The sequence below is a fragment of the Capnocytophaga bilenii genome (assembly GCF_017565765.1).
GTDB lineage: Bacteria > Bacteroidota > Bacteroidia > Flavobacteriales > Flavobacteriaceae > Capnocytophaga > Capnocytophaga bilenii.
In genome coordinates this window covers 90738-116045 of sequence record NZ_JAGDYP010000003.1, presented here as the reverse complement: position 1 = coordinate 116045, position 25308 = coordinate 90738, and the positions used below count along the sequence as shown (strand labels likewise).

Sequence of the window (25308 nt, the reverse complement as noted above, 5' to 3'; positions counted from 1 at the left end):
AATGAATTACTGGACAGAATTGAGTATTGCATATGCCAATCAAAAATCGTATTTAGATGATTTATTTCAAGTATATCCTACCATTCCTGATGGGATTAGAGATATTGATGAAGCGCATTGGCAACAGATAGAAGTTGCTTTCTCTGAAAAAGACAATAAGGCACTTATTCGTGAACTGTTGAAATTAGAACTTTTTCCTATTAAAGATAGTTATATTGCTTATCTGAGGAATGATATTTCGGCAATTGAAAGAAATCCTAAAACTATCAATAGAATTTGTGGTCGTCTTTATGAGATGGGGCTTTCTAAAATTTATGAAAGATGTACTGAACCTAAAGAAACAAATAGGCAGATAGGACCTTTATTCAGGCGTTGGTATAAAAACAAAACGTTGGGGATAGAACCTATTTCTTATGAGGCGTTTATAAACACAGAAGAAGATGCTATCTTGGAGGGTAGTGATGCCCAACTAATGAAATTTGCTGCCGAACATCTGAATTATCAACACAATAAGGGATTGGATTTGGTAGCGCGGTTCAACAAGAAAATAGTAATAGGTGAGGCGAAATTTTTAACGGATTACGGAGGTCATCAGAATGCACAATTTAATGATGCTATTAGTACCATTCTTTCTAAGACAGACAAAGAGGTTGTAAAAATTGCTATTTTGGATGGTGTTCTTTACATCAGAGGCAAGCATAAAATGTTTCAAGATATTACTACTAAATATCAGGATTACAATATAATGAGTAGTTTAGTGCTACGGGATTTTTTATATCAGCTCTAACGGTATGCATTTACAATATCCTAATAAAAAAACAAGACAAGAAATTTTTGATAGTATTCCAGATATTCCCTTAGAGACTTTAGGAAACTCTAAGAGCCCCAATATGCTTATACAAGCAGATAACCTATTGGCACTAAAACAGCTAATAGATAATTACAACTTATCAGGGAAAATAGATCTTGTTTATATAGACCCTCCTTTTGCTACCAATAACACTTTTACAATTTCTGAAGGAAGAGCCGCTACAATAAGCAATAGTTCAAAAGGTACGATAGCTTACCAAGATACGCTAAAAGGATTTGAATTTTTAGAGTTTCTAAGAGAACGATTGGTACTCCTTAAAGAGCTCCTTTCGGATAAAGGGTCTATCTATTTACATATAGATTATAAGATAGGGCATTATGTGAAAATTATAATGGACGAAATCTTTGGGATAGAAAACTTTAGGAATGATATAACTCGTATAAAATGTAATCCTAAAAACTTCAACCGAAAAGCTTATGGCAATATAAAAGATATGATTCTTTTTTATTCTAAAACGGATAACCTAATATGGAATGAGGCGAAAATTCCTTATACAGAGGAAGATAAACAAAAACTTTTTCCTAAGATAGATAAACAAGGGAAGCGATACACTACTATTCCGCTACACGCACCAGGGGAAACGCTAAAAGGGAACACCTCTAAACCATTTAAAGGAATACTTCCTCCCAAAGGGCGGCACTGGAGAAGTGATGTATCAGTTTTGGAACAATGGGATAGCGAAGGCCTTATAGAATGGAGTGACAAAGGAAATCCTCGTAAAAAGATTTTTCTGGATGATAGAGAAGGTAAAAAAATGCAAGATATTTGGGAATTTAAAGACCCTCAATACCCAATCTATCCTACTGAAAAAAACGCTAACTTATTGCAAACCATTATAAAAACTTCTTCTAATGAAAGCAGCTATGTGTTGGATTGTTTTGCTGGTTCTGGCACTACCTTAAATGCGGCTCAGCAATTAGGGAGAAAATGGATAGGGATAGACCAATCGGAAGAAGCGATAAAAGTAATTCAAAAAAGGATGACAAATATAGAAGCTCACTTGTTTGCTCAGGAAACGAATTTTAAATATTTAAAGCAAAAGGAGATTTCTCTTTCTTCTTATGCTATATAAACAGTACCATTTAACTATTTTGTTTGAAATGAAAAAATATTTAACCACTCTCTTTTTATCTTTTGCGATGTTTTCTTTTGCGCAGCAAACTCCTGCGGTGAAAGATACCATTGCTAAAGGTGCAACTAAAACTGATACTACTGAAAAACCTGAAAAAACTCCTGAAGAAAAACGTGCCGAAGAGTACGCTAAACTGATAAAAAAAGGGGGATTGGAACGCAATGGGCTGTTTACCGTAAGAAAAATAGACGATAAATGGTACTTTGAGGTAGCCGATAGTCTGCTAAATCGCTACTTATTATGCGTTACAAGGCTTAAAACAGCTCCGCAGCAGTTTGGGATGTATGCCGGCGAAAAGATTAACGAGCAAACTCTCTTCTTTCAGCAAAAAAACGAAAAAACTCTTATCTTGCGTTCTTACCTCAATACGCAAGTAGCCGACAGCACCAATAACATCTACACCGCAGTAACGAATTCGAGCAGCAATCCTGTGGTAGCTACTTTCAACGTAATTGGTAGGAATCCGCAGAACAAAAATCAGTTGATAGAGGTTACAGATTTTTTTAAGCAGGATAATAGTGTTACGGGCTTGCTCGCAAAACTTAAAACTGATAAAAAGATAGGTGCTATTGTAGCGGCTCAATCGTTTGTAGACGACTTGCGTGCCTATCCGATGAATGTGGAGGTGCAGACCCTAAAAACGTATGGTGCCTCGCCTAGTAACATACCCGATGCCAATAGGGTAGGGGCTATTTCTTTTGAACTCAACACCTCAATAGTACTTTTGCCCAAAGTGCCTATGCAAAAACGCCTTTTTGACAGCAGAGTGGGCTTCTTTGCTACGCGCTTTATCAAATTTGCCGATGACCAACAGCGCACACAAACAGAAAGTTATATACATCGTTTCCGCTTAGAACCACGCAAAGAAGATGTGAATAAATACCTTAGCGGTCAGCTTGTAGAACCTAAAAAACAAATCATTTTTTATATAGACCCTGCTACTCCTAAACAATGGCAAAAGTACCTTATACTGGGCGTAAATGATTGGAATGTAGCCTTTGAAAAGGCTGGTTTTAAGAATGCCATTGTAGCCAAAGAGTGGCCTAACGACCCTGCGATGAGTTTGGAAGATGCGCGCTTCAACGTAATACGTTATCTTCCTTCTGAAATCAGCAATGCTTATGGTCCTAATATTGCCGACCCACGCAGTGGGGAGATTATAGAGTGCCACGTGGGGTGGTATCACAATGTGATGAAACTACTGCAAGAGTGGTATTTGATACAAGTGGGTGCGGTAGATAAACGCGCGCGCAACTTGAAGCTAGACGAAGCTCTAATGGGCGACCTTATTAGGTTTGTATCATCGCACGAAATAGGGCATTGTCTTGGTTTGCGCCACAATATGGGGGCAAGCAGCCAAACACCTGTAGAGAAACTTCGCGATAAAAAATGGGTAGAGGCACACGGGCATACCGTATCTATAATGGATTATGCTCGCTTCAACTACGTAGCCCAGCCCGAAGACAACATTGGTACTAAAGGACTTTATCCGCGTATAGGCGACTACGATAAGTGGGCTATAGAATGGGGGTATCGCTATTACGGAAATCGGTATAAAAATGAATTTGCCGAGCAAGAAGCCTTAGCGGCTACTACTACCCAGCGCCTTACGGCTAATCCTCATTTGTGGTTTGGTGGCGAAGGGCGTGGCGAAGACCCACGAGCGCAAACGGAAGACTTGTCGGACAATGTAATGAAAGCCAATACCTATGCGCTGAAAAATCTCCGCTATGTAGTGAGCAACCTTCACCAGTGGATGAAAGAACCTAATGACAAATACGACTACTTAAGCAGTATGCACAAGTCGGCAGTGTTGCAATACAATAGATACTTGAATCACGTACTTAAGCACATCGGTAGTCGCTATATAGGGGTGATAGGTAGTGCTGAGGTGTATCAGCCTGTACCTAAAGAAGTTGTAAAAGAAGCAATCGCTTACGTAGATGCACAACTTTTTGAAGCCCCCTTGTGGCTTTATCCGCAGGCTATCACTAATAAGATAGGCAGTAATGTAGAAAAGGAAATTGCTGATATGCAAAACAATGCTCTAAATGTCATGCTCAATAATGTGGTGCTTTACAAGCTCTATACGCAAAGTTTAGCTTCGCCCAAGGCTTACCTTTTAGATGAATATCTCGCTGATGTTTTTGCGGCTGTTTGGAAACCATTAAACAACAGCGAAGCCCAGCAAAATGCTTTGAGGCGCGGGTTACAACGCTCTTATTTGGCAAAAATAGATGATCTTATCAATCCTAAAGAGCAGGCTGCAACTGCTACTAATAGCAACGGAGCGGCTTCGGTATCGAGTACCGCAGTGGGCAATTTGGATGTACGCTTATATGCGTTACAACATTTGGACAAGATAGCTGATTATTTGAAAACAGCACAGCAACAAGAGGCTCAGCCCCTAAACAAGCTTCATTACCAACAACTTCTCAAAGAAATAGAACGTATAAAAGATCCTAAGAAATAATATGTTACGATTCAATGCCCTAACCGAAAGTCAGCGCCGCCAGCCTATAGCGGTAGCCGAAAATGGCAAACGCTCAGAGCTATTTGCCGTAAATGTATTTAACGAAGCCGCTATGCGCCAAGCGATGACGCGAGAGGCTTTTGAAAGTGTGATGAATGCTATTCGCTATGGCGAAAAGATAGACCGCCGCGTAGCCGACCAAGTGGCGGCGGCGATGCGCGACTGGGCGATTAGCAAAGGGGCTACCCACTATACGCATTGGTTTCAGCCTCTTACGGGCGGCACTGCCGAAAAACACGATGCTTTTTTTGAGCCAGTAAGTCGCGATAGAGCTATAGAACGTTTTGGAGGGGGGCAACTCGTGCAACAAGAATCGGATGCATCAAGCTTCCCTAATGGAGGTATTCGCAATACCTTTGAGGCACGCGGCTACACCGCTTGGGATCCTACTTCGCCGCCTTTTGTGTATGGGACTACCCTTTGTATCCCTACCATATTCATTTCGTATACGGGTGAGGCTTTAGACAATAAAACGCCTTTGCTAAAGGCACTTACGGCTATAGATACAGCTGCTACTGAGGTGGCGCGCTATTTCGATAAAAACGTAAATAAGGTAACCGCTACGCTTGGCTGGGAACAAGAATACTTTCTGGTAGATAAAACCCTTGCTTACTCTCGTCCCGACTTGATGATTGCAGGGCGTACTCTTTTGGGGCATCAGGCAGCTAAAGGGCAACAGTTAGACGACCACTACTTCGGCTCGATACCCGAGCGCGTGCTTAGCTATATGCGCGATTTGGAACACGAGTGCTTGCTGCTTGGTATTCCTCTGAAAACACGCCATAATGAGGTAGCACCTCACCAATTTGAGTTTGCTCCTATTTTTGAAGAAACTAACCTTGCGGTAGACCAAAATGCGCTGCTGATGGACGTGATGCGCAAGGTTGCCGACCGCCATAGCTTTGTAGTGCTATTTCACGAAAAGCCATTTGCAGGCGTTAATGGTTCGGGTAAGCATAACAATTGGTCGTTGGCTACTGATACGGGTATAAACCTACTTGCTCCCAGTCGTACCCCTATTAAGAACCTACAGTTTCTTACTTTTTTCATTTGTACTATCAAGGCTGTTTGCCAATACGAACCCCTATTGCGTGCCTCAGTAGCTTCGGCTACCAATGACTATCGCTTGGGCGCTAACGAGGCTCCTCCTGCTATTGTATCTGTATTTATAGGTGAGCAACTCACCAAGGTACTCGATGCCTTAGAAGTGGCTTCTGAAGAACTTTCGCAAGAAGAAAAAACAGACCTTAAGCTGAATGTGGTAGGCAAAATACCCGACCTTTTCTTGGATACTACTGACCGCAATCGCACTTCGCCTTTTGCCTTTACAGGTAATAAATTTGAGTTTCGTGCAGTAGGTTCAAAAGCTAATTGTGGCAGACCTATGATGGTGCTCAATACTATCGTAGCAAAACAGCTTACCAACTTCAAAAAAGAAGTGGATGCGCTCATAGCTAAAGGAATGAAGAAAGAAGATGCCATCTTCAAAGTGTTGCGTAGTTATATCAAAACATCTAAAAAAATACGCTTTGAGGGTGATGGCTATAGCAAGCAATGGGAAGATGAGGCTGCAAAACGCGGACTTTCTAACCATAAAACAACTCCCGAAGCTCTCAAAGAAAACATTACTGAAAAAGCTATTGCTCTTTTTGAAGAAATGGGCGTGCTTAATCGTGTAGAGCTAATGGCGCGCTACGAAATAGCTTTAGAAGAATACGTAAAAACGGTGCAGATAGAATCGCGCGTGTTGGGTGATATTGCTCGTAATCATATTGTACCAACAGCGGTTCGCTATCAAAATACGCTTATTGAAAACGTAAAGGGGCTGAAAGAGATTTTTGGAGAAAGCTATCAAGAGGTAGCTGCCGAGCAGTTGGAGCTTATACGCCATATTTCTGAACACATCAAGGTCATTCACAGCAAAACCGATGCGATGATAGAAGCGCGTAAGCGGGCAAACCACTTGCCTAATTTTGAAGAAAAAGCCCATAGCTATTGTCACGAAGTAAAACCTTTCTTTGATGAAATACGCTACCACTGCGACAAGCTCGAAATGATGGTAGATGACGAACTCTGGACACTCACTAAATACCGCGAGCTAATGAGTTAGTATTTTTTATTGTGATTGATTACCTATCAGGGATTTCCCGATGAAATAAAACAACGTTTATTATCAACAGGTTATAATTGCGCTTACCCTATTAGGGATTTCCCGATGAAATAAAACAACGTTTTTGTCCATTATACCTAATAAGTACTATTATTAGGCAAGTTTCTTGTCTGATTTTATTGTAAAAGTGTGAAGAATTAATCATTAATCGTTGATTATTAAACATTATTTTGTATCTTTGCCCCATTGTTTAACTATAAAAAGTAGATAACTAATGAAAAGAATCCTTAACAGTTTGCTGTTCAAAGTGTTTTGTGGTATCGTCATCGGTATCGTCATCGGTATTTTTAACATTGAATGGCTCAACCGATTGCTCCTCACTTTCAAGGGGCTTTTTGGTAATTTTTTAGGCTTTACAATTCCTCTCATTATGATGGGACTTATTATGCCTGCTATTAGCGACTTGGGTAAAAACTCAGGTAAATTGCTACTTATAACGGTAGCTATCGCTTATGCCTTCACGCTCTTCTCAGGGTTCTCTACCTATTTTGTGAGCGATGCACTATTCCCGTCTCTACTACAAGGCGAACAGCTCAAAGTACTCGAAGAGCAACAAGCCTCTACTCTCACCCCCTATTTCTCTTTAGATATGCCCCCTATCACGAGCGTGATGACCGCTTTGCTATTCTCATTTATCGTAGGGATAGGGCTCTCATTCCGTGAAGAATCAACTCTTAATTCTGTAGTAAAAGAATTTGGAGACATTGTGAAATGGCTCATTACCAAAGCCATTATCCCTGTGCTTCCTTATTATATATTAGCTATCTTTGCCGAAATTACTTTCTCAGGACAAGTAGTATCTATTATCAGTGTATTCTTCAAGCTCATAGTGATATTATTTATAATGCACATAGTGCTATTGCTTATACAGTATGTTATCGCAGGAGGTGTAGCAGGACGCAATCCTTTCAAGGCTTTGCTTACAATGCTACCTGCCTATGCTACTGCTTTGGGTACTTCCTCTTCGGCAGCTACTATTCCTGTATCGCTACGCCAAGCCCTAAAGATGAACATCTCACAACGCATCGCAGGCTTTGTAATCCCTCTATGCGCTACTATCCATTTATCGGGTAGTACGATGAAAATCACTGCTTGTGCCCTTGCCCTGATGATGCTACAAGGAATGCCTTATAACTTTGAACTCTTTGCAGGCTTTATACTGATGCTAAGTGTGATAATGGTAGCCGCACCAGGTGTACCAGGAGGTGCAATTATGGCAGCTTTGGGTATACTTAATTCTATATTAGGTTTTGATGAAAAACTACAAGGACTGATGGTTGCTCTTTACATTGCTATGGATAGCTTTGGTACTGCTTGCAACGTAACAGGTGATGGTGCTGTTGCTCTTATTATTGATAAAATAGCTAAAACAAAGGATTAAGTTGTTAGTTGTTAGCAATAAAAAACTGCCTTACGGGGCAGTTTTTTTGTTATTACTTGAGGTTTAATTACTAAGCCAAATCCTTTCCTATATCTCTTCGGAAGTAAGCCCCCTGAAACGCTATCTTGCTGATGCTTTCATAACTTGTAGCCAAAGCCTCTTGGAAAGTATTACCCAATGAGGTAATTGCTAGTACCCTACCGCCATTGGTAAGCAGTTGCTCGCCTTTCAGCGTAGTACCTGCGTGATATACAGTACTTTTAGTTACCAGTTCAGTACCACTGATAACCTTTCCTTTTTCGTACTCTTCAGGATACCCCCCCGATACCATTACTACGGTAGTAGCGCTTTCTGGGGTTACTTTTAGTTCTTGTGAAGCCAAAGTGCCGTTGTAAAGCGACTGAAATAGCGGTACTAAGTCGCTTTCTATGCGGGGCAATACCACTTCCGTTTCGGGGTCGCCCATACGCACGTTGTATTCTATCACGTAAGGCTCACCATCCACTTTTATAAGTCCGATAAATACAAACCCTTTATAAACGATGCCCTCTGCTTGTAGTCCGTTGATAGTAGGTTTTACGATGCGTTCTTCTATCTTCTGCATAAAAGCAGCATCGGCAAAAGGCACCGGCGAAACCGCTCCCATACCACCGGTGTTGAGCCCAGTGTCGCCTTCACCAATACGCTTGTAATCTTTAGCGGTAGGCAATATTTTGTAGTCTTTCCCATCGGTCAGTACAAAGCAGCTAAGCTCTATACCTTTGAGGAACTCTTCAATTACAACTTTGGTGCTGGCTTGCCCAAATTTAGCATCAATAAGCATACGGCGTAGTTCGGCTTGTGCTTCTTCTAGATCTTCGAGAATTACTACCCCTTTGCCTGCAGCCAATCCGTCAGCTTTAAGCACGTAAGGAGCTTTCATTGTACTGAGGAACGCACAACCCTCCTCAACAGTTTCCTTAGTAAAACTCGCATATTTAGCCGTAGGAATATTATGGCGCACCATAAACTCTTTGGCAAACTCCTTGCTGCCTTCCAGAGTAGCCCCACGTTGTGAAGGGCCTATTATTTGCACGTGAGCGAGTTCTTTGTCGTTTATGAAGAAATCGTACACACCCTTCACCAAAGGGTCTTCAGGACCTACTACCAGCATTGCAATCTCTTTTTCGAGTACAAAGGCTTTCAGAGCCGAAAAGTCGGTAGCGTTGATAGCCACATTAGTAGCTATGGAGTGAGTACCCCCATTCCCAGGGGCGATGTAAAGCTGGTCGCAAAGCGGACTGCTGTGTAGTTTTACGGCAAAGGCGTGTTCGCGACCGCCAGAGCCAAGAATCAGTATGTTCATTCTTGTCGATTTATAAAAAATTATAGTAAAAATCCATATTCGTATACTTTAGGTTCTATTTGTTTAGCCAAAAGGCTAAGAGCCTCTCGCAACTGTGTTATGAGCATGTTATAGGTTTTATCAGTACTTTTGTTATTCATTTTCCCCTTGTTATTACGCCCTTGGAAGTACTCACGTATATCGTATAGCGAAGCGTTTGCATCGGCATTAGGCTGTCTGAAATAGTATTTCCATAACTGTCGCCCTGCATCAAATACAGCTTTTGCTCTATTGGAAAAGCGGAATAGCGAACCATACACTTCTTTGGGTTCCGCTATTACTACCATAAATAGGTTAATTTCTTGGGGTGGCGAAGTAGGTTTAATGTCTCCTCTTATAAAATCAGTCATAAAATGACTGCTGAATAGGGTAGGAGCATCCACCTCTTCTTCAGTGAAGGGTATCCAGTGGTTTTCGCCCTCCTTACTGCTTATTCTATTTTGTCCGTGGAATAGTGTAAAGGTAAGGCAATCACCTTGAAATTCTTTATCTTGCTTCCAATTGTCATTAGGGTAGAGAAACTGATCACGGTCGTTATGCCATTCAGCAGGGATACAAAGTCTAACAGAAAAATAGATAGACAAAGGAATTAAGGTATCTTTATGAATAGAATATTTTGATTTGTTTTCAAGAGTTCCTTTTTCTGAAATAGCTTGTGTACTTTCAATAGAAAGTTTAATATTATTTTGATAGTCAGGCCCGTGATTTCCCGTGTAACCTATTGTAGGTATATTTGGAGTCTTAGGGTTTACAGGGAATTCTGTAATCCATTTAGTAATAGATATTTTTGGAGCACTAATTTTTTTCTCACTAAAAAGATGTCCTTTTCTATCATACATATCGACTATAATATCCTTGAAATCTTCTTTTTTTTCACTATCCCATATTTGAAAACTAATTGGGAATTTTCCAGATACATTGTCGAAAGTGTCGGCTGGAACGATAAAAATTTTTTCGAGCTTCGCTCGAAACTGTTTTCTGAAATCCTCAAAGGCAGTACCTTGCAAATTTTTCAACTTTGAAAAATTTGCAATTTTACAATTAGGGATTTCTTTGTAAATTCGTATTAGAAACTGGGCAAAAAGTTCTCTCCCTGCCATACCAATTTCTTTTATATATCTACTGTGTATAACAGTATCTGTTGAAGTTCCTGTTTTGTTTTTACCAGTTCCTACAGTTTGTTTTGCATTTCCAGCCTCCGCATAAGGAGGATTGATATACACTACTAATTTTTTGCGCTTTTCGTCATTACTAATAATATCAAATAGAGCATCGGGTAGCTTACCTCCTTGTTTTTTGGGTATAAACTCATCGTTGAGAAAGTCAAACTGAAAAACGTGTTCTTCTTTTAAAATGGCTCCGTGTTGTATGCGTTCATACATTACATTTACATCGGCTTGGTCAAGGGTTGAAGCAAAAAGGTGATATTTGTTTGTAAGCCCCGCTAATAGGTTACCTGTACCTGCCGCACAATCCCATACATAATATTCATCTTGCCAATTTTCTCCTAAATAATCAGTAAGATATTGTTGGGATAGAGCAACCCATTGGCGAGGTGTAAAGAAAGCCCCTTTACGCTCACGTATGTCCTGCGGTACTAATAATTCCCGCCGCTCTATGATATAATCGTGGTAATCAGAGTGTGGAGGACGCTTATAGAGCTTCCAAAAGTTCTGATATGTAGTTTTGTCTTTTATGGTAACAGTGGCATCAAATAACACATTATTTAAATTCTTCTTTGGTATTTTATAACCCTGATTTTCAAAGAGTACAAAGAGATTTTCATAGATAGCTGTATCATCGCTAATAGTTTCTGTACCTTTGTCGTCTACAAAGAGGTCGGCAAGATAGAAATCGCAGTCTAAAATATTATTTTTCTTGAGTGCTTCCCAATCAGTATCAATGATAGGTTTTATTACCTCTAACCATCGTAAGTAAATAGAGAGAAAATTATTTTTATTGATAGTTTGCTTAGCCTTGTCAGTTGCATTAGCAAGATTATGACTAATGAAAAAGCGGATCTCTTTAGCGTCTTTCTCAAAATTGAAAATATAAGCATTTTGCTTTAGGTCGGCTTCTATACGTTGCTTGATAAGGTCAAACTCCTTGCTTTGGTGGTCAGAAGGGGTTACATTCCAATTGAAATCATTAATAGAAAAAATATCTTCTATACGGCTGTATGGTACAAAAGCAAACTTGCAGCCATCAAAAGCACCTAAAAATGCAGGCGGCAACATACGTGTATAGGTGCGTGCCTTGCCAATAGTAAGAACAAGCTGCACAAACATTGTTACTACATCATAATCACCTTTTTTTGCCTCTGCCCATAGCAAAGGAATAGAATGGAAGATATTGTCCTTTTCAGGAAAAACTGAAAAGTCAATATTTCCGATGATTTGTGTAGTATCAAAGTTGCCAAACCATTCGGCAGCTACTTTGTTTTTAAGTTCTTCTTCTCGTATGTTGTTATAATACATTTTATCAATCTGTTAATTTATCAATTAGCAAATTTACTAATTTTCTTATCGGCTAATTTTACAAATAGGTATCGGTTGCATTTTGTGTTGGTTAGCACGATTTAGGCGGGTGTATATCTCAAATACTTCGCGCTCTCTGCCTGTGAAGGCTTCAGCGGTATGCCCCTGTTCGGTTTGCAACATAGCCCATTCCAGCTCGTCATAAGTAGCTTTTAGCTGGTCTTCATCGCTGCGGTCATCGCCAAACAAGCCATCTGAAGGTTTAGCTTGCAATATCGAAGCAGGAATGCCAAGATATGCCCCCAGCTGATAAACCTCACTCTTCATCAAGTCGGCTATAGGACTGATATCTACGCCCCCATCACCGTATTTGGTAAAGAACCCTACCCCAAAATCCTCTATCTTATTGCCCGTGCCCACTACCAATCTACCTTCTAAACCCGCAAAGTAGTAAAGAGTCGTCATTCGCAAGCGCGCACGAGTATTAGCCAAAGCCATTTCGCGAGTTGAGGCTTCCGTAGGCGGCAAGGCAGCTACTAAGGTATCAAAAGTAGGCGTAAGATCAACCGAAAGAGCCGTTACATTAGCGAAGTGTTGCCGTAAAAAGTTAATATGCTCTTGCGACCTGCTCACGTGAGTCGCCGCTTGGTGTATAGGCATTTCGAGGCAGAGAGTAGGCAAGCCCGTACGCGCACAGAGAGTAGAGACCACCGCCGAGTCCACCCCACCCGATACACCTATTACTAAGCCCTTTACGCGAGCGTTTTCGGCATAGGTTTTTATCCAATGAGTGATTTGAGAAGCTATTTTTTCCATACGATTTATATTTTATACTAACCAAAGAGGTTCGTTTTTCCAATTAGGTTTTATTCCTAAAGCATTTATATCTACATTAGGATATTTTTCAAATAAATTTGCTAATTGTATTGTGAATTTATTTTCTATTTGTAAACCTCTTTCTATGAGTTTTTCAATTTGCCAATCAATGGTTGTAGCTGGTTTTTGAAACATTTTGAATATATATTAAAAAAAAGACACACCCTGGTACGCTATCAAAGAGGAAGCGTGGTGTGTACTATCAGGGCAAAAATACAATATATTTTTATAACTACAAAATTTTATATGTTTTTTTTAGCAGAAAAAACACTAACTATTTGAAATATAGGAAATTTCTAATGTTGTATTTAAAAAATATCATTAGTGTTTATTCTAAGGGTTGGAAATTTTACAGAGGTAATCACCCCGTCCTCTACAATAGGCGCAAGCCCGCGATATTTGCCATTGTCTAATACAAAGATATTCACCTCTTTATTAGAAGGGCGCACTATCCAATATTCCGCTACTCCTGCTTCTTCATACAAGCAAAACTTATCGCTCAAATCGCGCTGTGCGTTGCCTGCCGAAAGTATTTCAACAACCAAATCAGGAGCACCTAAGCAACGTTTGCCATCGGCTAATTTCTCAGGGTCGCATACCACACACAAGTCGGGCTGTACAACACTATCTTCTTTGCCTTCTGCATTAGGAAGTACCACATCAAAAGGAGCAGCAAATAGTTCGCAAGTCTTTCCTTTGAAGAAATTATAAAGTTCGCCCGACAACTTGCGAGATACCCTCTGGTGAGGTATCGCAGGGGCAGGACTCATCTTAAAAATCTTCCCTTTCAGCAACTCTATCCGCTCTTCTATTTTCCAAAGGAAATAATCAGCATACGTATAAAGTCCATTTACGAGGTCTAACTGATTGATATTAGTAACTTCCATTAGTGTTCAATTTGAAAATGATGTTAGGTACCCCCTTTACGATAGAAAACTAACTATAGCATCACCGTTTTGGGCAGCTGCGGCAAAGAAATGCTGTAGGTTCTCAAAATGAGACTTCAGATAAGCAAAATCATCTTCGTCCCATTCCAATGAAGGATAAAGTTCCTCATCGGCAGCCATTTCTTCCTGATTGTAGTTTTCTCTTAGCTTAGCTTCGGTAATAGAGCCAAGTCGCTTACTGAGGGCAGCCACTTGCACAGGGGTAATATAGTGAGCAGGACCATATCCGTAGAGGTTAGACTCCTCATCAAAAAGCTGCCCGCTAAAAAAAACACGCGACACATCATCGTCATCGTCTTCTTCGTAACCACACACGAAAGCGAAACCCGTAAGCAAATACATAATGCCGCTCCACGCCTTGTCTACATCAAACAAACGCTCATTAGACTCTTCAGCCTCAAAAATTGCCTGAAGGTCTTCTTCAAGAGCCTCAGGTTCTTTTAGATACTTATCAAACTCCGCTTTAGGTACGCGGAGGAAGTTCATAACCATACCCATAATGTTATTATTTTAGTATTGAAAGCACAAAGATACAAAATAATTATTAATTGATTGAATGTTTAATGATTAATTTTTGAACCCCCCAATTCAAAATTCAAAATTCACAATTCAAAATTACCGAAGCTTCAGCGAAGGAAAGTCAGCGAGCTGGCGCAGCTGAGTATGTGACGAAAGATGAGCGAAGGATGAGCGAAGGATAAACCCCAATTCAAAATTCAAAATCCCCTCAACTATTAAAAAGACAATTTTAACTTTTGTTTAACAGGTAGTATAAAAGATAAACACTATCTTTGCGCCGTAATAATTAAATACTCATTTTCTTATGAAAAAACTCTTGTTAATAGCAGTAGCTGCGCTTGCTATCGTAGCCTGCAAAAAAGACAAAAACGAGCCCGTAGCTCCTAACGGAGGTAATGGCAACAACGGCGGTGGCGGTACCCAAACCGAACAACCTACCCCCGTACCTGCAGGATTTGTAAAGCAAATCATCAGAACAAGTCTTACAGGTGCTGTAGCTACTACTACTTATAATGTAGAAAACAACGTATTAAAAAGTTGGGTAGAACAAAATTCGCAAAATACAGTTACTCACACATTAGAGTATAACGGTAAAAACCTAAAAACCTATCGCTTGCAAGATAGTAGTAGAGGGCTTGATGAATTGTACTCTTTTGTATATGAAAACAATAAGCTTACCAAAATCACTTATAAAACAGGTAGCAGTCAGCCAGATACCTTTATTATTACTACTGATGACAAAGGGCGTATTACCAAAAAAGAAAACCCAGGGGTGGGCAATCATTTCAATGTGATGCCATCAGTTATTACCTTTGATTATGGTACTACTACACTCACTGTGAAAAATTACGATGGTAATGCTACAACCACTTGTGCTTATGGCTATAAAGATGACAATGTAGTAGCGGTAAATTACAATGGAGCTACACAAACTTATGAGTATGACACTACGGTAGTGAATGACCTTAGCAATCCTTATATCTTGTTAACCGACTTAGCAAAAGTAAATGTACGTGGTCACGATAGTGATATTAGTTTCGTTGCAGAAGAAAACATTTTTGCAAATCAGTCAAAAAATGTACGTAAAAAATATCTTTTCTTTGATCGGGTTATTACTAAAAACGGAAACAAACCACTTGAAATTGTTAAACAACCTACAGGAGAGAAAATAATATATAAATATTAGTCGTTAGGCACGAGTTTACTAACGACTAATGACTAACGAATAAAAAGAATCATTTTTTTTTAATTAATTAAATACTATACAATGAAGAGAATTTTATTAATCGCAGTAGCTGCGCTTGCTATCGTAGCCTGCAAAAAAGACAAAGACGAGCCTCAACAGCCTGTGCCAGCACCAGCACCTGAAGCTGAAGCCACACACTCATTAGGAGATATTACCTATCCTAAAACAATAGTAACTACAAGAGAAGATAGTACTAATAGAGGTAATAATCAAGTCACCACAGTTACTTATACCATAAGTCCTAAAAAACTTATTACTGAGTATACTACTGTTGCTAAATGGACAAATCAGTCTAACTTATTAACTAATGAAAAAGTTGTTTTGTCATACGATGCTAAAGGAGCAGTAGCTACTATCGTTACTACCGATTTACTCCAAAACAAAATAACTAGCAAAAAGGAGTTCCTTTATGTAGATGGTAAAGTGGATAAAATATTAGAAACATATGATAACGGCAGTGTGGCTACTATCACTTACACTTACTATGATGACGGGAAAGTAAAAAGCATTCATAGGAAAGATGCTTGGTCAGATATGACTTACAACCTTACTTACAGCGGCAATAAAGTTATTGAAAAAGTGATTGACCACGAAGATAATAGTGTGTATTCTGAAGATGAATATACTTTTGATGCCAATAATAATGTAGTAAGGATGGACGATAAAAAAAATAATCAAGCGACCATCCATACCTATGACAACAAGAAAAATTATAAAAATAATGAATTTTCTCGTTTGATATCTGGGTACTATGGTTTGCCTCGCCCTGACTATGGTAAAAACTATCGTACTACTACTAAAGTAGGTACTTTTACTCCTACAGTTGTAAACTATGAGTATACAGCCAATGACTATGTAAAGAAAACGGTAGAAGTATCTAAAAGTACTTACGGAGACCCTCGTAACCCTCAAACTCAAGTAGCTACGCAAACAGTAGAATATAGCTACTAAAAAAAATATATTAGAAAAATACTACTCTATATTTAGTCGTTAGTCTTCAGTCATTAGTCGTTAGTAAGCAACGCTTTGCATCTCTGCACGTGCGGCTCGCACCTAATGACTTCAGACTAACGACTAATATACTCTAACATAACATAAATACTAGCGATTTCCTACTAACAACTGATAACTTTTTAATTTATATTACAATGAAGAAGCTTTTATTAATCGCAGTAGCTGCGCTTGCTATCGTAGCCTGCAAAAAAGACAACAAAGAAGAACCTCAACAGCCTGCCCCAGCACCAGCTCCACAAGTGGAAACAAACCCTTATATTGTAGATTTCGACTATCCCAAAACAATAGCCCTTGAAGAATCGTGGGGAACCACTACAATTACCCATTCGGTAACCGATCGTTTGTTAAGAGAGGTGGTTTATGTAAATCCTTTTGGTGGAATTACAACCACTACTTTCACCTATAATACCGACAACTACCTTACCAAAATATCCGAGCTAAAATCAGGAGCTACAGCTCCCGTTGTATTAGAACTTTCGTATAACGACAAAAAACAAGTGGAACGCACTTTGTACATTACCTCTTCTTATGGAGGAGTAAGTGTAGTTACAAGTACTTTTACCTATGATGCTGAGAGCAGAATTAGCCAACAAGTAGAAGCAAGTACTACCGAAGTGGCTACCGTTACCTATGCTTATGCAGGGAATACTGTTACTTCTACCGAGATAAAACCTACAGGTACCGCTACCGAAGTGTATACTTTTGATGCTAAAGGTAATGTGGCAAGCTATAATTACAATAGCTATATTCAGGAATATACTTATACCGAAGGAGTAAACTACAATGGGCGCGGTGCATTCAAATTTATTGCTCCTACAGTAGTAATGACCAGCTTCCACCACGTAAAGCTATTTTATAACAAAAGATTTGAAAATGTAGCCCAAAAGTATCTTCCTAAGACATCTCCTATAGTGAGTGAATACAAGTATAATACGGTAAATAAACCTACACAAGTAGTTATCAAAGCAATAGATGGGCGTACCGCTACACAAACGCTTTACTACTAAAAAATATATTAGAAAATACTACTCTATATTTAGTCGTTAGTCTATAGTTGTTAGTCTATAGTCGTTAGTAAGCAACGCTTTGCATCTCTGCACGTGCGGCTCGCACCTAATGACTAACGACTTCGGACTAACGACTAAATTAAAAAAAAATTGACAAAAAACTTGCAAGTTTAAAAAAATGTTGTACCTTTGCACCGTCAATCATTGAAAGTTCATCATCTGCGGGTGTGGTGAAATTGGTAGACACGCTAGACTTAGGATCTAGTGCTTCACGGCGTGGGGGTTCGAGTCCCTTCACCCGCACTGTTAAAACCTTAATTCACTACTGAATTAAGGTTTTTTTATTACTCACTTTGCAAAATTGTAGACAATAAAATTATAACAATAACCAACGTGCCCGTACGGCTCGTATACCTAACAACTAAAAAATGGATATATCAGTAGAACTAACCTTTAGTCCGCTACAGGACGACTTTGAAGAGCACATCATTCGCTTTATCAAAAAACTACGCACATCAGGGTTTGTAGTAAAAGAAAACCCTCTAAGTACCCAAGTATATGGCGAATACCACAAAGTAATGCAACTGCTCACTGCCGAAATGGAAGAAGCTCTTGAGCTTATTGACAACGGATTGCTGTACGTGAAAATTGTAAAATCAAACAGGCAGGATTACGTGCCTTTTTTCTAAAATAATTCTTTAATTGTGTTCAACCAATACGATGGAGTACCTACCCACTTGGTAGTACTCGAAATTATAGGCGTTATCTTTGGCTTCCTAAGTGTATGGTATGCCAGAAAAGGAAATATATGGGTCTATCCCACAGGTATCATCAGCACAATGCTGTTTGTATACCTGCTATGGCACTATGTGCTCTGGGGCGATATGCTCATCAATGTGTATTATACTATTATGAGTATTTACGGCTGGGTACTTTGGGCGCGCAATGCAAAAGATAACATTATCACTATCAGCCGTACTACCCCCGCCGATTGGAAAACAGCTGCTCTACTCGCCGTCTTTAGTTTCGCTTTCGTTATCAGCATTTACTACCTCAAGCCATTTATCAAGAACGACTTTAGTTTGCAAGGCGTTACACTCGGCTTTCACAATTTTTTGCCTACAGAATACGTAGATGTTTTTACTACCGCTATCTTCCTTGTAGGAATGTGGTTAATGGCTAAACGAAAAATTGAAAACTGGATTTTCTGGATTGTAGGCGACCTCATTTCTATACCGCTATACTACATAAAAGGAATGGTATTCACCTCATTTCAGTATTTATTATTTACAATCATTGCAATAATGGGATATTTAGAATGGAGACGAAAATTACAACAGGAACTAATGAGCTTATCAAAGTAGCTTTTGTAGGTCCCGAAAGTACCGGTAAAACAACCCTTAGCGAGCAGCTGGCTCAGTACCACAACACCCAATGGGTGCCAGAGTATATGCGCCTCTATCTGCAACAAAAATGGGATATCTTCAAGCAAACCTGCACTTGGGCAGATTTGCTGCCTATAGCCAAAGGGCAACTACAATTGGAAGCAGAGGCTGCTGCAAAAGCACACCATTACCTCTTTTGCGATACTTGCCTTATAGAGCTCGCTATCTATGCCCATTACTATTACAACAGATGCCCAGCACCCATAGAGCGTGCTTTGGAAACTACACACTATCAGCATATTTTTCTTACGTATATAGATACCCCTTGGGTAGCCGATGACCTGCGCGACCGCCCTCACAACCGCGCCGAAATATTCGATTTCTTCCAACAAAAACTACTCGAATACGGCTTCCCCTACACCGTTCTGAAAGGAGACCTTCAAGAGCGTATGGAAGTCGTAAATATGCACCTCGAAATGCCTTCTTTGTAATGTATATTGCTTATCACCCTATATACAATCACCCCGTACCCGATAACCATCGCTTCCCGATGCTCAAATACGCCCTCCTGCCGCAACAATTGCTGTACGAAGGCATTGCCCAGCCTACGGATTTTCATACACCCCAAAAAGCAAGCCCTCAAAGCCTCTGCTTAGTACATTACCCCGATTACGTACATCGTTTTATTCATCTGCAACTCACCCACCAAGAAGCGCTGCCCATAGGGTTTGTGCAAAATGAGCAACTCGTAGAGCGCGAACTCACTCTCGTACAAGGCACTATCGATGGGGCACTTTGGGCACTGCAACACCAGCAAGTGGCTTTTAATATAGCCGGAGGCACACACCACGCTTTTTCTGATAGAGGTGAAGGCTTCTGTATGCTGAACGACCAAGCCGTAGCAGCAGGCTATTTGTTAGCACATACGGCGGTGCAGCGTATCCTAATAGTCGATTTAGATGTACATCAGGGCAATGGCACTGCCCAAATCTTCGCTAATGACCCCCGCGTGTTTACCTTTTCAATGCACGCCCAGCACAATTATCCTTTCCAAAAAGAACAATCTTCTCTTGATATCCCCCTACCCAACGGCACTACCGATGAGGTATATTTGCGCATTTTGCAAGATACCTTACCCCAGCTGATAGCACAGCATCAGCCGCAGTTTGTGTTCTACCAGTCGGGGGTAGATGTATTAGCCACCGACAAGCTCGGCAAGCTATCCCTTAGTGTTGAAGGCTGTGCCGAGCGCGACAAGTTTGTTTTCCAGCAGTGCAAGGTACATCAGTTGCCCGTGCAGTGCGCTATGGGCGGAGGCTATTCGCCCCAGCTAAGGCACATCCTCCGTGCACATAGCAATACTTTTGCCGTAAGCGAGTAAAAGGCAGGCGTAATTCATTAATTATTACTATATTTGCACCGATAATTTATATTATTTAATCAAATCAACAAATCTTATTTTTCGGTTATTTTTACTAGTATCAGGATCTTTGTTACCCCAGTCTCTTATCTGGCAGTAAATACCATTATGTTCCTTAAATATTTCTTTTTGACAACCGTTACAAGTAATTCTTCTTTTTTCTTGTTGTCCGTATATGTCAAATCCCATTTCTGTAATGTTATGCTTACAACTACAAGGTATAACTCCTTTAAGTCCGTCCATTTGCCATAAGTTCCAAGAAATAATGTAGGCAATATATTTAATAGATTTTTCTAAAGGACGCTTACCAAACTTAGCTTCGTAATACTCTATAAATGAAACTAATAATGATTCCCGAGCTAATAGTAGGTTATCACCTTGCCATTCAAATCCGTAAATGTTTTTATAAGCCTCTTGTGCCATTTCAAGCCATTCGCCTGAAGAGGTAGTGTTTTCAGAAATTACCCTAAGTTTTCGGTCTAACATTCCAATACGTTGTTCAAGAGGAATAAATGTTCCCGTTGTAGTATCGTAACGACTTGCCAAGTATGGTGCCTCTCCGCAACTTAACTCTATTCGGGTAGCGCGCACGTAATCTTTCCACGTTTTCCCTTCAGGAAAAGCAATAGGAGTCTCTACAGATTTCCAAGTATGTTTATCGGTATCTTCAATATTAAAAACATCTTTACGCCCAAACCACGCTTCGTCTACTAAATTATTTTGAGCATTGCACACCCACGAGGGGGTAAACACTTCTGCCATTCCTTTGGTACGTTCTGTTTGTTCTCCTTTAGATTTAGCAGCTCTTGGGCGTATCATTAATCCTTTTTCTCCTGTAATTCGTTCTATGGTAATAGCCTCAAAAAAAGTATATCCTTCACCATAAACTGCATAACTATTGGTTGCCCAAAAAATATTTTTTTGAGTAGTGTGGTCTTTTAACAAAAGCTCAAGAACTTCTTTTGATTGTTGAAGAAGTTCATTTTCGCTTATATCTATATCATTAGCCATTATTCGGTATTTCCTATAATATAAATTATACCTAATATGGCTACATTTGAACTTTCTCTAAAACCTCGCTTAATTTATATCTTTACCATTGCCGATGAAGCTCATAGCGACTGCGTAAAGATAGGTGAAACTACTTTTAACGGTAATGGATTGCCCGAGGCTAATTGCAAAGAACTAAATAATGCCGCTCATAACCGTATTAAGCAATATACCCAAACCGCCGGTATCAGTTACCAATTGTTACACACTGAACTCACTCTGTTTTCTCGTGAGGGAAAGATAGGTCTCTTTAATGATAAGGAGGTTCACTCTGTATTAGAACGTTCTGGAGTAAAGAAAAAGGCTTTCAAAGGGGCTACTGAATGGTACTGTTGCGACCTGGCAACGGCTATAAAAGCTATTGCTGCTGTAAAACAAGGTAGAAAAAGTCTAAAAACGGAGGATATTAGCACTACTGAAAACCCTATCATTTTTCGCCCCGAGCAAGCTGATGCTATAGAACGTACTGAAAAGCAGTTTAAAAAAGGGGCGCAGATGCTATGGAATGCTAAAATGCGCTTTGGGAAAACACTCTGTGCGCTACAAGTAGCTAAAAACTTACAAATGAAGCGTACCCTTATCGTAACCCACCGACCAGTAGTAGATGCGGGTTGGTATGAAGATTTCAGGAAAATCTTCTATGATAGTCCTAATTATTACTATGGTTCTAAAGCTAAAGGAGAAAATGATTTTGCTTCATTGGAAAAACTTGCAAACGAAGGGGGTAATTATGTGTATTTTGCCTCGATGCAAGATATGCGGGGCTCTAAAGAAGTTGGTGGTAAATTTGATAAAAACAATGAACTTTTCTCTACTACTTGGGACTTTTTGATAGTAGATGAGGCACACGAAGGTACTCAAACTGAATTAGGACAATCCGTGATTGCGCACCTAAGAGGTAGTAATACTAAAATATTGCGTCTTTCGGGTACTCCTTTCAATCTGCTTGATGACCACAAGGAAGAGGAAATCTTTACCTGGGATTATGTAATGGAGCAAAAAGCTAAGATAGATTGGGAAATTACGCATTTGGGAGATACTAATCCTTATGCTGCACTACCTGCTATTCATATTTACACCTACGATTTGGGCAGGCTGATGAGTGAGTATAGCGATGATGAAAAAGCGTTTAACTTCCGTGAGTTCTTCCGTACCCGAGAAGATGGTACTTTTGTACACGACAAAGATATTGACCGCTTTTTAACTTTGCTTTGTGACGATAGTGAGAGTTTTTACCCTTATGCTAATGATACTTTTCGCAAGATTTTCCGTCATACGCTCTGGATATTGCCAGGGGTAAAAGCCGCTAAATCCCTCAGTGCTAAGTTGCAGAATCATCCTATATTTGGGGCTTTCAAAGTAGTGAATGTAGCAGGCGATGGCGATGAAGAAGAAGAAAGCAGAGATGCATTGGATTTAGTAGAAAAAGCTATTGGAAAAGATTCTGACCAAACTTATACTATTACTCTTTCGTGTGGGCGACTCACTACAGGGGTGAGTATCAAGCCTTGGACGGGGGTATTTATGATGGCAGGAGCTTATAGTACCTCAGCGGCGAGCTATATGCAAACAATCTTCCGTGTGCAAACACCTTACACGCACAATGGACGAATGAAAACCGATTGTTATGCTTTTGATTTTGCTCCTGACAGAACATTACGTGTATTAGCTGAAAGTGCTAAAGTATCGGCTAAAGCAGGTAAACAAACTGAAGAAGACCGTAAAATATTAGGCGATTTTTTGAACTTCTGCCCTATAATAGCTATTGAAGGTAGCCAAATGAAGCCTTATGATGTAAAAACAATGCTCGGGCAACTGAAACGAGCGCAGATAGAAAAAGTAGTGCAATGTGGTTTTGAAGATGGAGCTCTCTACAATGACGAACTGCTTAAACTTACCGAAGTAGAACTCAAAGATTTTAGCAATTTGAGGGCTACTATCGGAAAAACCAAAGCAATGCCCCGTCCTGGAGATATTGATATTAACAAACAGGGGCTCAACAACGAACTCCACGCTGAAAAAGAACGTTTGGAGAAAAAAAAGAAAAAAGACCTTACTACTGAAGAAGCCGAACGTTTAGAACAACTCAAAGCTCTTGGCGACCAAAGACGCGAAGCAATAGCCATACTACGCGGTATTTCTATCCGTATGCCGCTCTTACTCTACGGGGCTGAAATCACTAATGAAGACGAAGAACTCACCCTTGACAACTTTGAAAAATTAGTAGACGACACCTCGTGGGAGGAGTTTATGCCACGTGGGGTAACTAAAGAAGTTTTTAGACGCTTTAAGCGTTATTACGACTCTGATATTTTTCGAGAGGCAGGTAAGCGTATACGCGAAATGGCACGTATGGCTGATAAGTTTACCATAGAAGAGCGTATTAGTAGGATAGCGGCTATCTTTGCTACTTTTCGCAATCCTGATAAAGAAACAGTACTTACTCCTTGGCGGGTAGTGAATAGGCATCTGTCGGATTGCTTAGGAGGCTATTGTTTTATGGATAAGAATTTTGAGCAGCCCTTAGATGTGCCGCGCTATGTAACCCAAGAAGGGGTAACAGAGGAGGTATTTACCCCTAAGAATGTGATTTTAGAAATCAACTCGAAGAGTGGGCTATACCCTTTATATGCTGCCTATAATATCTATCGCTCTCGTATAGAAGAAGCTAAGAAAAAGTACAGAGAGGAAGTAGGTAGGCAATTAGCCTTGCAATTATGGGATGCAACCCTTGAAGAGAATATATTAGTAGTGTGTAAAACCCCAATGGCACGCAGTATAACCAAACGTACATTGGCAGGCTTTAGAGAGACTACCGTACGTGCAGAATACTATCCTGAACTTATAGAAAACATTAGTAAACAGCCCGAAAGCGTAGTAAATATGCTACACGATGGCAAACGCTTTTGGCATTTTAACGATAAAGAATATATGAAGATAGACACTATTATAGGAAATCCACCTTATCAGGTAATGGACGGAGGGGCACAAGCTAGTGCAAAGCCTATTTATCAGTTGTTTATTCAACAAGCTATGAAACTCAATCCTAAATACATTAGTATGATTACCCCTAGTAGGTGGTTCGCTGGTGGCAAAGGGTTAGATGATTTTCGCAAAGCAATGCTTAAAGATAAACGAATAAAAGCAATACACGATTATCCCAATGCTTCAGAGATATTTCCTTCAATAGAAATCAAAGGAGGTGTTAATTATTTTCTTTGGGATAAGGAATATAAAGGAGATTGTCTTATTAGAACTTATGAAAATGGAGTCTGTGTGTCAGCATTGAAGCGCCCTCTTAAAGAAAATAATGCAGATGTTTTTATCAGATATAATGAAGCTATTCCTATTCTGAGAAAAATACAATCTTTTAATGAAAAAAGTTTTAGTGAATTGATGAGTTCTGCAAAGCCTTTTGGATTAAGAACCTATTTTAAAGGAGAAAGTGAACCATTTGAAGGAGCTATTAAAATCTATGTAAATGGAGGAGTTGGATATATTAAGAAGGAAGAAGTTTTAAAAAATCAACATTGGATAAAAGAACACAAGGTAATAGTTCCTTATGCCATAGGAAGTGGAGATAGCAAGACTGATAAAGTTAATCCTATTTATGCGGAGCCTAATTCTTGTTGCACAGAAACCTACTTAGTAATAGGTCCTTTTGCTACTAAAAAACAGTGTGAGAATGTAATGCAATATATAGGGACTAAATTTCTACATTTCTGCTTAACTTTAAAGAAAAATACCCAACACTCAACCAAAGAGTTTTATCAATTTGTACCTCAACAAAACTTTGATGAAGAATGGACAGATGAAAAACTATATAAGAAATATGGGCTTACCCCTGAAGAAATAGTCTATATTGAGAAAATGATAAGACCTATGGAATAGTAAAA

Annotated in this window: 20 protein-coding genes and 1 tRNA gene; 14 read left to right on the top strand and 7 right to left on the bottom strand. The window is 39.6% G+C overall.

The annotated features are described in order from the left end of the window. Nucleotide 1 precedes the first annotated feature (1 nt). The 5 genes from J4N46_RS04825 (at nt 2) to J4N46_RS04805 (ending at nt 8087) form a co-directional block, all read left to right on the top strand. Nucleotides 2–787 (top strand): hypothetical protein, encoded by a 786-nt coding sequence (locus J4N46_RS04825; RefSeq protein ID WP_208058375.1) that lies wholly within the window; start codon nt 2–4, stop codon nt 785–787. A 4-nt stretch (nt 788–791) separates the two neighbouring features. Continuing rightward, nucleotides 792–1943, top strand: coding sequence for a site-specific DNA-methyltransferase (locus J4N46_RS04820; protein ID WP_208058374.1), 1152 nt, complete (start codon nt 792–794; stop codon nt 1941–1943). 28 nt (nt 1944–1971) lie between these two features. Beyond that, nucleotides 1972–4476 carry a zinc-dependent metalloprotease gene (locus tag J4N46_RS04815; protein ID WP_208058373.1) on the top strand — a complete coding sequence of 835 codons (2505 nt, stop codon included), beginning with the start codon at nt 1972–1974 and terminating at the stop codon, nt 4474–4476. Nucleotide 4477: 1 nt separating this feature from the next. Then, the gene (locus tag J4N46_RS04810; RefSeq protein WP_208058372.1) at nt 4478–6646 is read left to right on the top strand and encodes a glutamine synthetase III family protein; all 2169 of its coding nucleotides are present in this window, start codon (nt 4478–4480) and stop codon (nt 6644–6646) included. Nucleotides 6647–6920: 274 nt separating this feature from the next. Continuing rightward, a complete protein-coding gene (locus J4N46_RS04805; protein WP_208058371.1) occupies nt 6921–8087 on the top strand; it encodes a dicarboxylate/amino acid:cation symporter in 1167 nt (388 codons plus the stop codon). A gap of 70 nt (nt 8088–8157) precedes the next feature. Here J4N46_RS04805 and purD read toward each other — a convergent pair whose 3' ends face one another. From purD to J4N46_RS04775, 6 genes are all read right to left on the bottom strand, one after another. Further along, entirely contained in the window at nt 8158–9432 is a 1275-nt protein-coding gene (purD, locus tag J4N46_RS04800) for a phosphoribosylamine--glycine ligase (protein WP_208058370.1), read from the bottom strand. 20 nt (nt 9433–9452) lie between these two features. Continuing rightward, complete coding sequence (locus tag J4N46_RS04795) at nt 9453–11948, bottom strand: hypothetical protein (RefSeq protein WP_208058369.1); 2496 nt, start codon at nt 11946–11948, stop codon at nt 9453–9455. A gap of 45 nt (nt 11949–11993) precedes the next feature. Next, the gene (gene nadE / locus J4N46_RS04790; protein WP_009415115.1) at nt 11994–12764 is read right to left on the bottom strand and encodes an NAD(+) synthase; all 771 of its coding nucleotides are present in this window, start codon (nt 12762–12764) and stop codon (nt 11994–11996) included. Between the two features lie 12 nt (nt 12765–12776). Next, a complete protein-coding gene (locus J4N46_RS04785) occupies nt 12777–12959 on the bottom strand; it encodes a hypothetical protein (RefSeq protein ID WP_208058368.1) in 183 nt (60 codons plus the stop codon). Between the two features lie 173 nt (nt 12960–13132). Next, nucleotides 13133–13711 (bottom strand): Uma2 family endonuclease, encoded by a 579-nt coding sequence (locus J4N46_RS04780; protein ID WP_208058367.1) that lies wholly within the window; start codon nt 13709–13711, stop codon nt 13133–13135. Between the two features lie 36 nt (nt 13712–13747). Further along, nucleotides 13748–14263, bottom strand: a complete 516-nt coding sequence (locus tag J4N46_RS04775) for a YfbM family protein (RefSeq protein WP_236013720.1) — start codon at nt 14261–14263, stop codon at nt 13748–13750. A gap of 331 nt (nt 14264–14594) precedes the next feature. Here J4N46_RS04775 and J4N46_RS04770 point away from each other — a divergent pair, with 331 nt between their 5' ends. The 8 genes from J4N46_RS04770 (at nt 14595) to J4N46_RS04735 (ending at nt 20323) form a co-directional block, all read left to right on the top strand. After that, a complete protein-coding gene (locus J4N46_RS04770) occupies nt 14595–15476 on the top strand; it encodes a hypothetical protein (RefSeq protein WP_208058365.1) in 882 nt (293 codons plus the stop codon). An 81-nt stretch (nt 15477–15557) separates the two neighbouring features. After that, nucleotides 15558–16487: a hypothetical protein gene (locus tag J4N46_RS04765; RefSeq protein WP_208058364.1), complete on the top strand. Its 930-nt coding sequence runs from the start codon at nt 15558–15560 to the stop codon at nt 16485–16487. 197 nt (nt 16488–16684) lie between these two features. Further along, complete coding sequence (locus J4N46_RS04760; RefSeq protein ID WP_208058363.1) at nt 16685–17557, top strand: hypothetical protein; 873 nt, start codon at nt 16685–16687, stop codon at nt 17555–17557. A gap of 221 nt (nt 17558–17778) precedes the next feature. Then, nucleotides 17779–17860 (top strand) — tRNA-Leu (locus J4N46_RS04755). A gap of 125 nt (nt 17861–17985) precedes the next feature. Next, on the top strand, nt 17986–18246 hold the full coding sequence (locus tag J4N46_RS04750) for a hypothetical protein (RefSeq protein WP_208058362.1): 261 nt from the start codon (nt 17986–17988) through the stop codon (nt 18244–18246). A gap of 15 nt (nt 18247–18261) precedes the next feature. Continuing rightward, complete coding sequence (gene pnuC, locus J4N46_RS04745; RefSeq protein WP_208058361.1) at nt 18262–18921, top strand: nicotinamide riboside transporter PnuC; 660 nt, start codon at nt 18262–18264, stop codon at nt 18919–18921. After that, nucleotides 18876–19433: an AAA family ATPase gene (locus J4N46_RS04740; protein WP_208058360.1), complete on the top strand. Its 558-nt coding sequence runs from the start codon at nt 18876–18878 to the stop codon at nt 19431–19433. The genes pnuC and J4N46_RS04740 overlap by 46 nt, the downstream gene beginning before the upstream one ends. After that, entirely contained in the window at nt 19433–20323 is an 891-nt protein-coding gene (locus J4N46_RS04735; RefSeq protein WP_208058359.1) for a histone deacetylase family protein, read from the top strand. Before J4N46_RS04740 ends, J4N46_RS04735 begins: the two co-directional genes overlap by 1 nt. Nucleotides 20324–20374: 51 nt before the next feature. Here the strand turns inward: J4N46_RS04735 and J4N46_RS04730 are convergent, their stop codons facing one another. Continuing rightward, complete coding sequence (locus tag J4N46_RS04730; RefSeq protein ID WP_208058358.1) at nt 20375–21373, bottom strand: restriction endonuclease subunit M; 999 nt, start codon at nt 21371–21373, stop codon at nt 20375–20377. Between the two features lie 36 nt (nt 21374–21409). On the opposite strand from J4N46_RS04730, the gene J4N46_RS04725 reads away from it, so the two are divergent. Continuing rightward, the gene (locus J4N46_RS04725) at nt 21410–25303 is read left to right on the top strand and encodes an Eco57I restriction-modification methylase domain-containing protein (protein ID WP_236013718.1); all 3894 of its coding nucleotides are present in this window, start codon (nt 21410–21412) and stop codon (nt 25301–25303) included. The last annotated feature ends 5 nt before the right edge of the window (nt 25304–25308 follow it).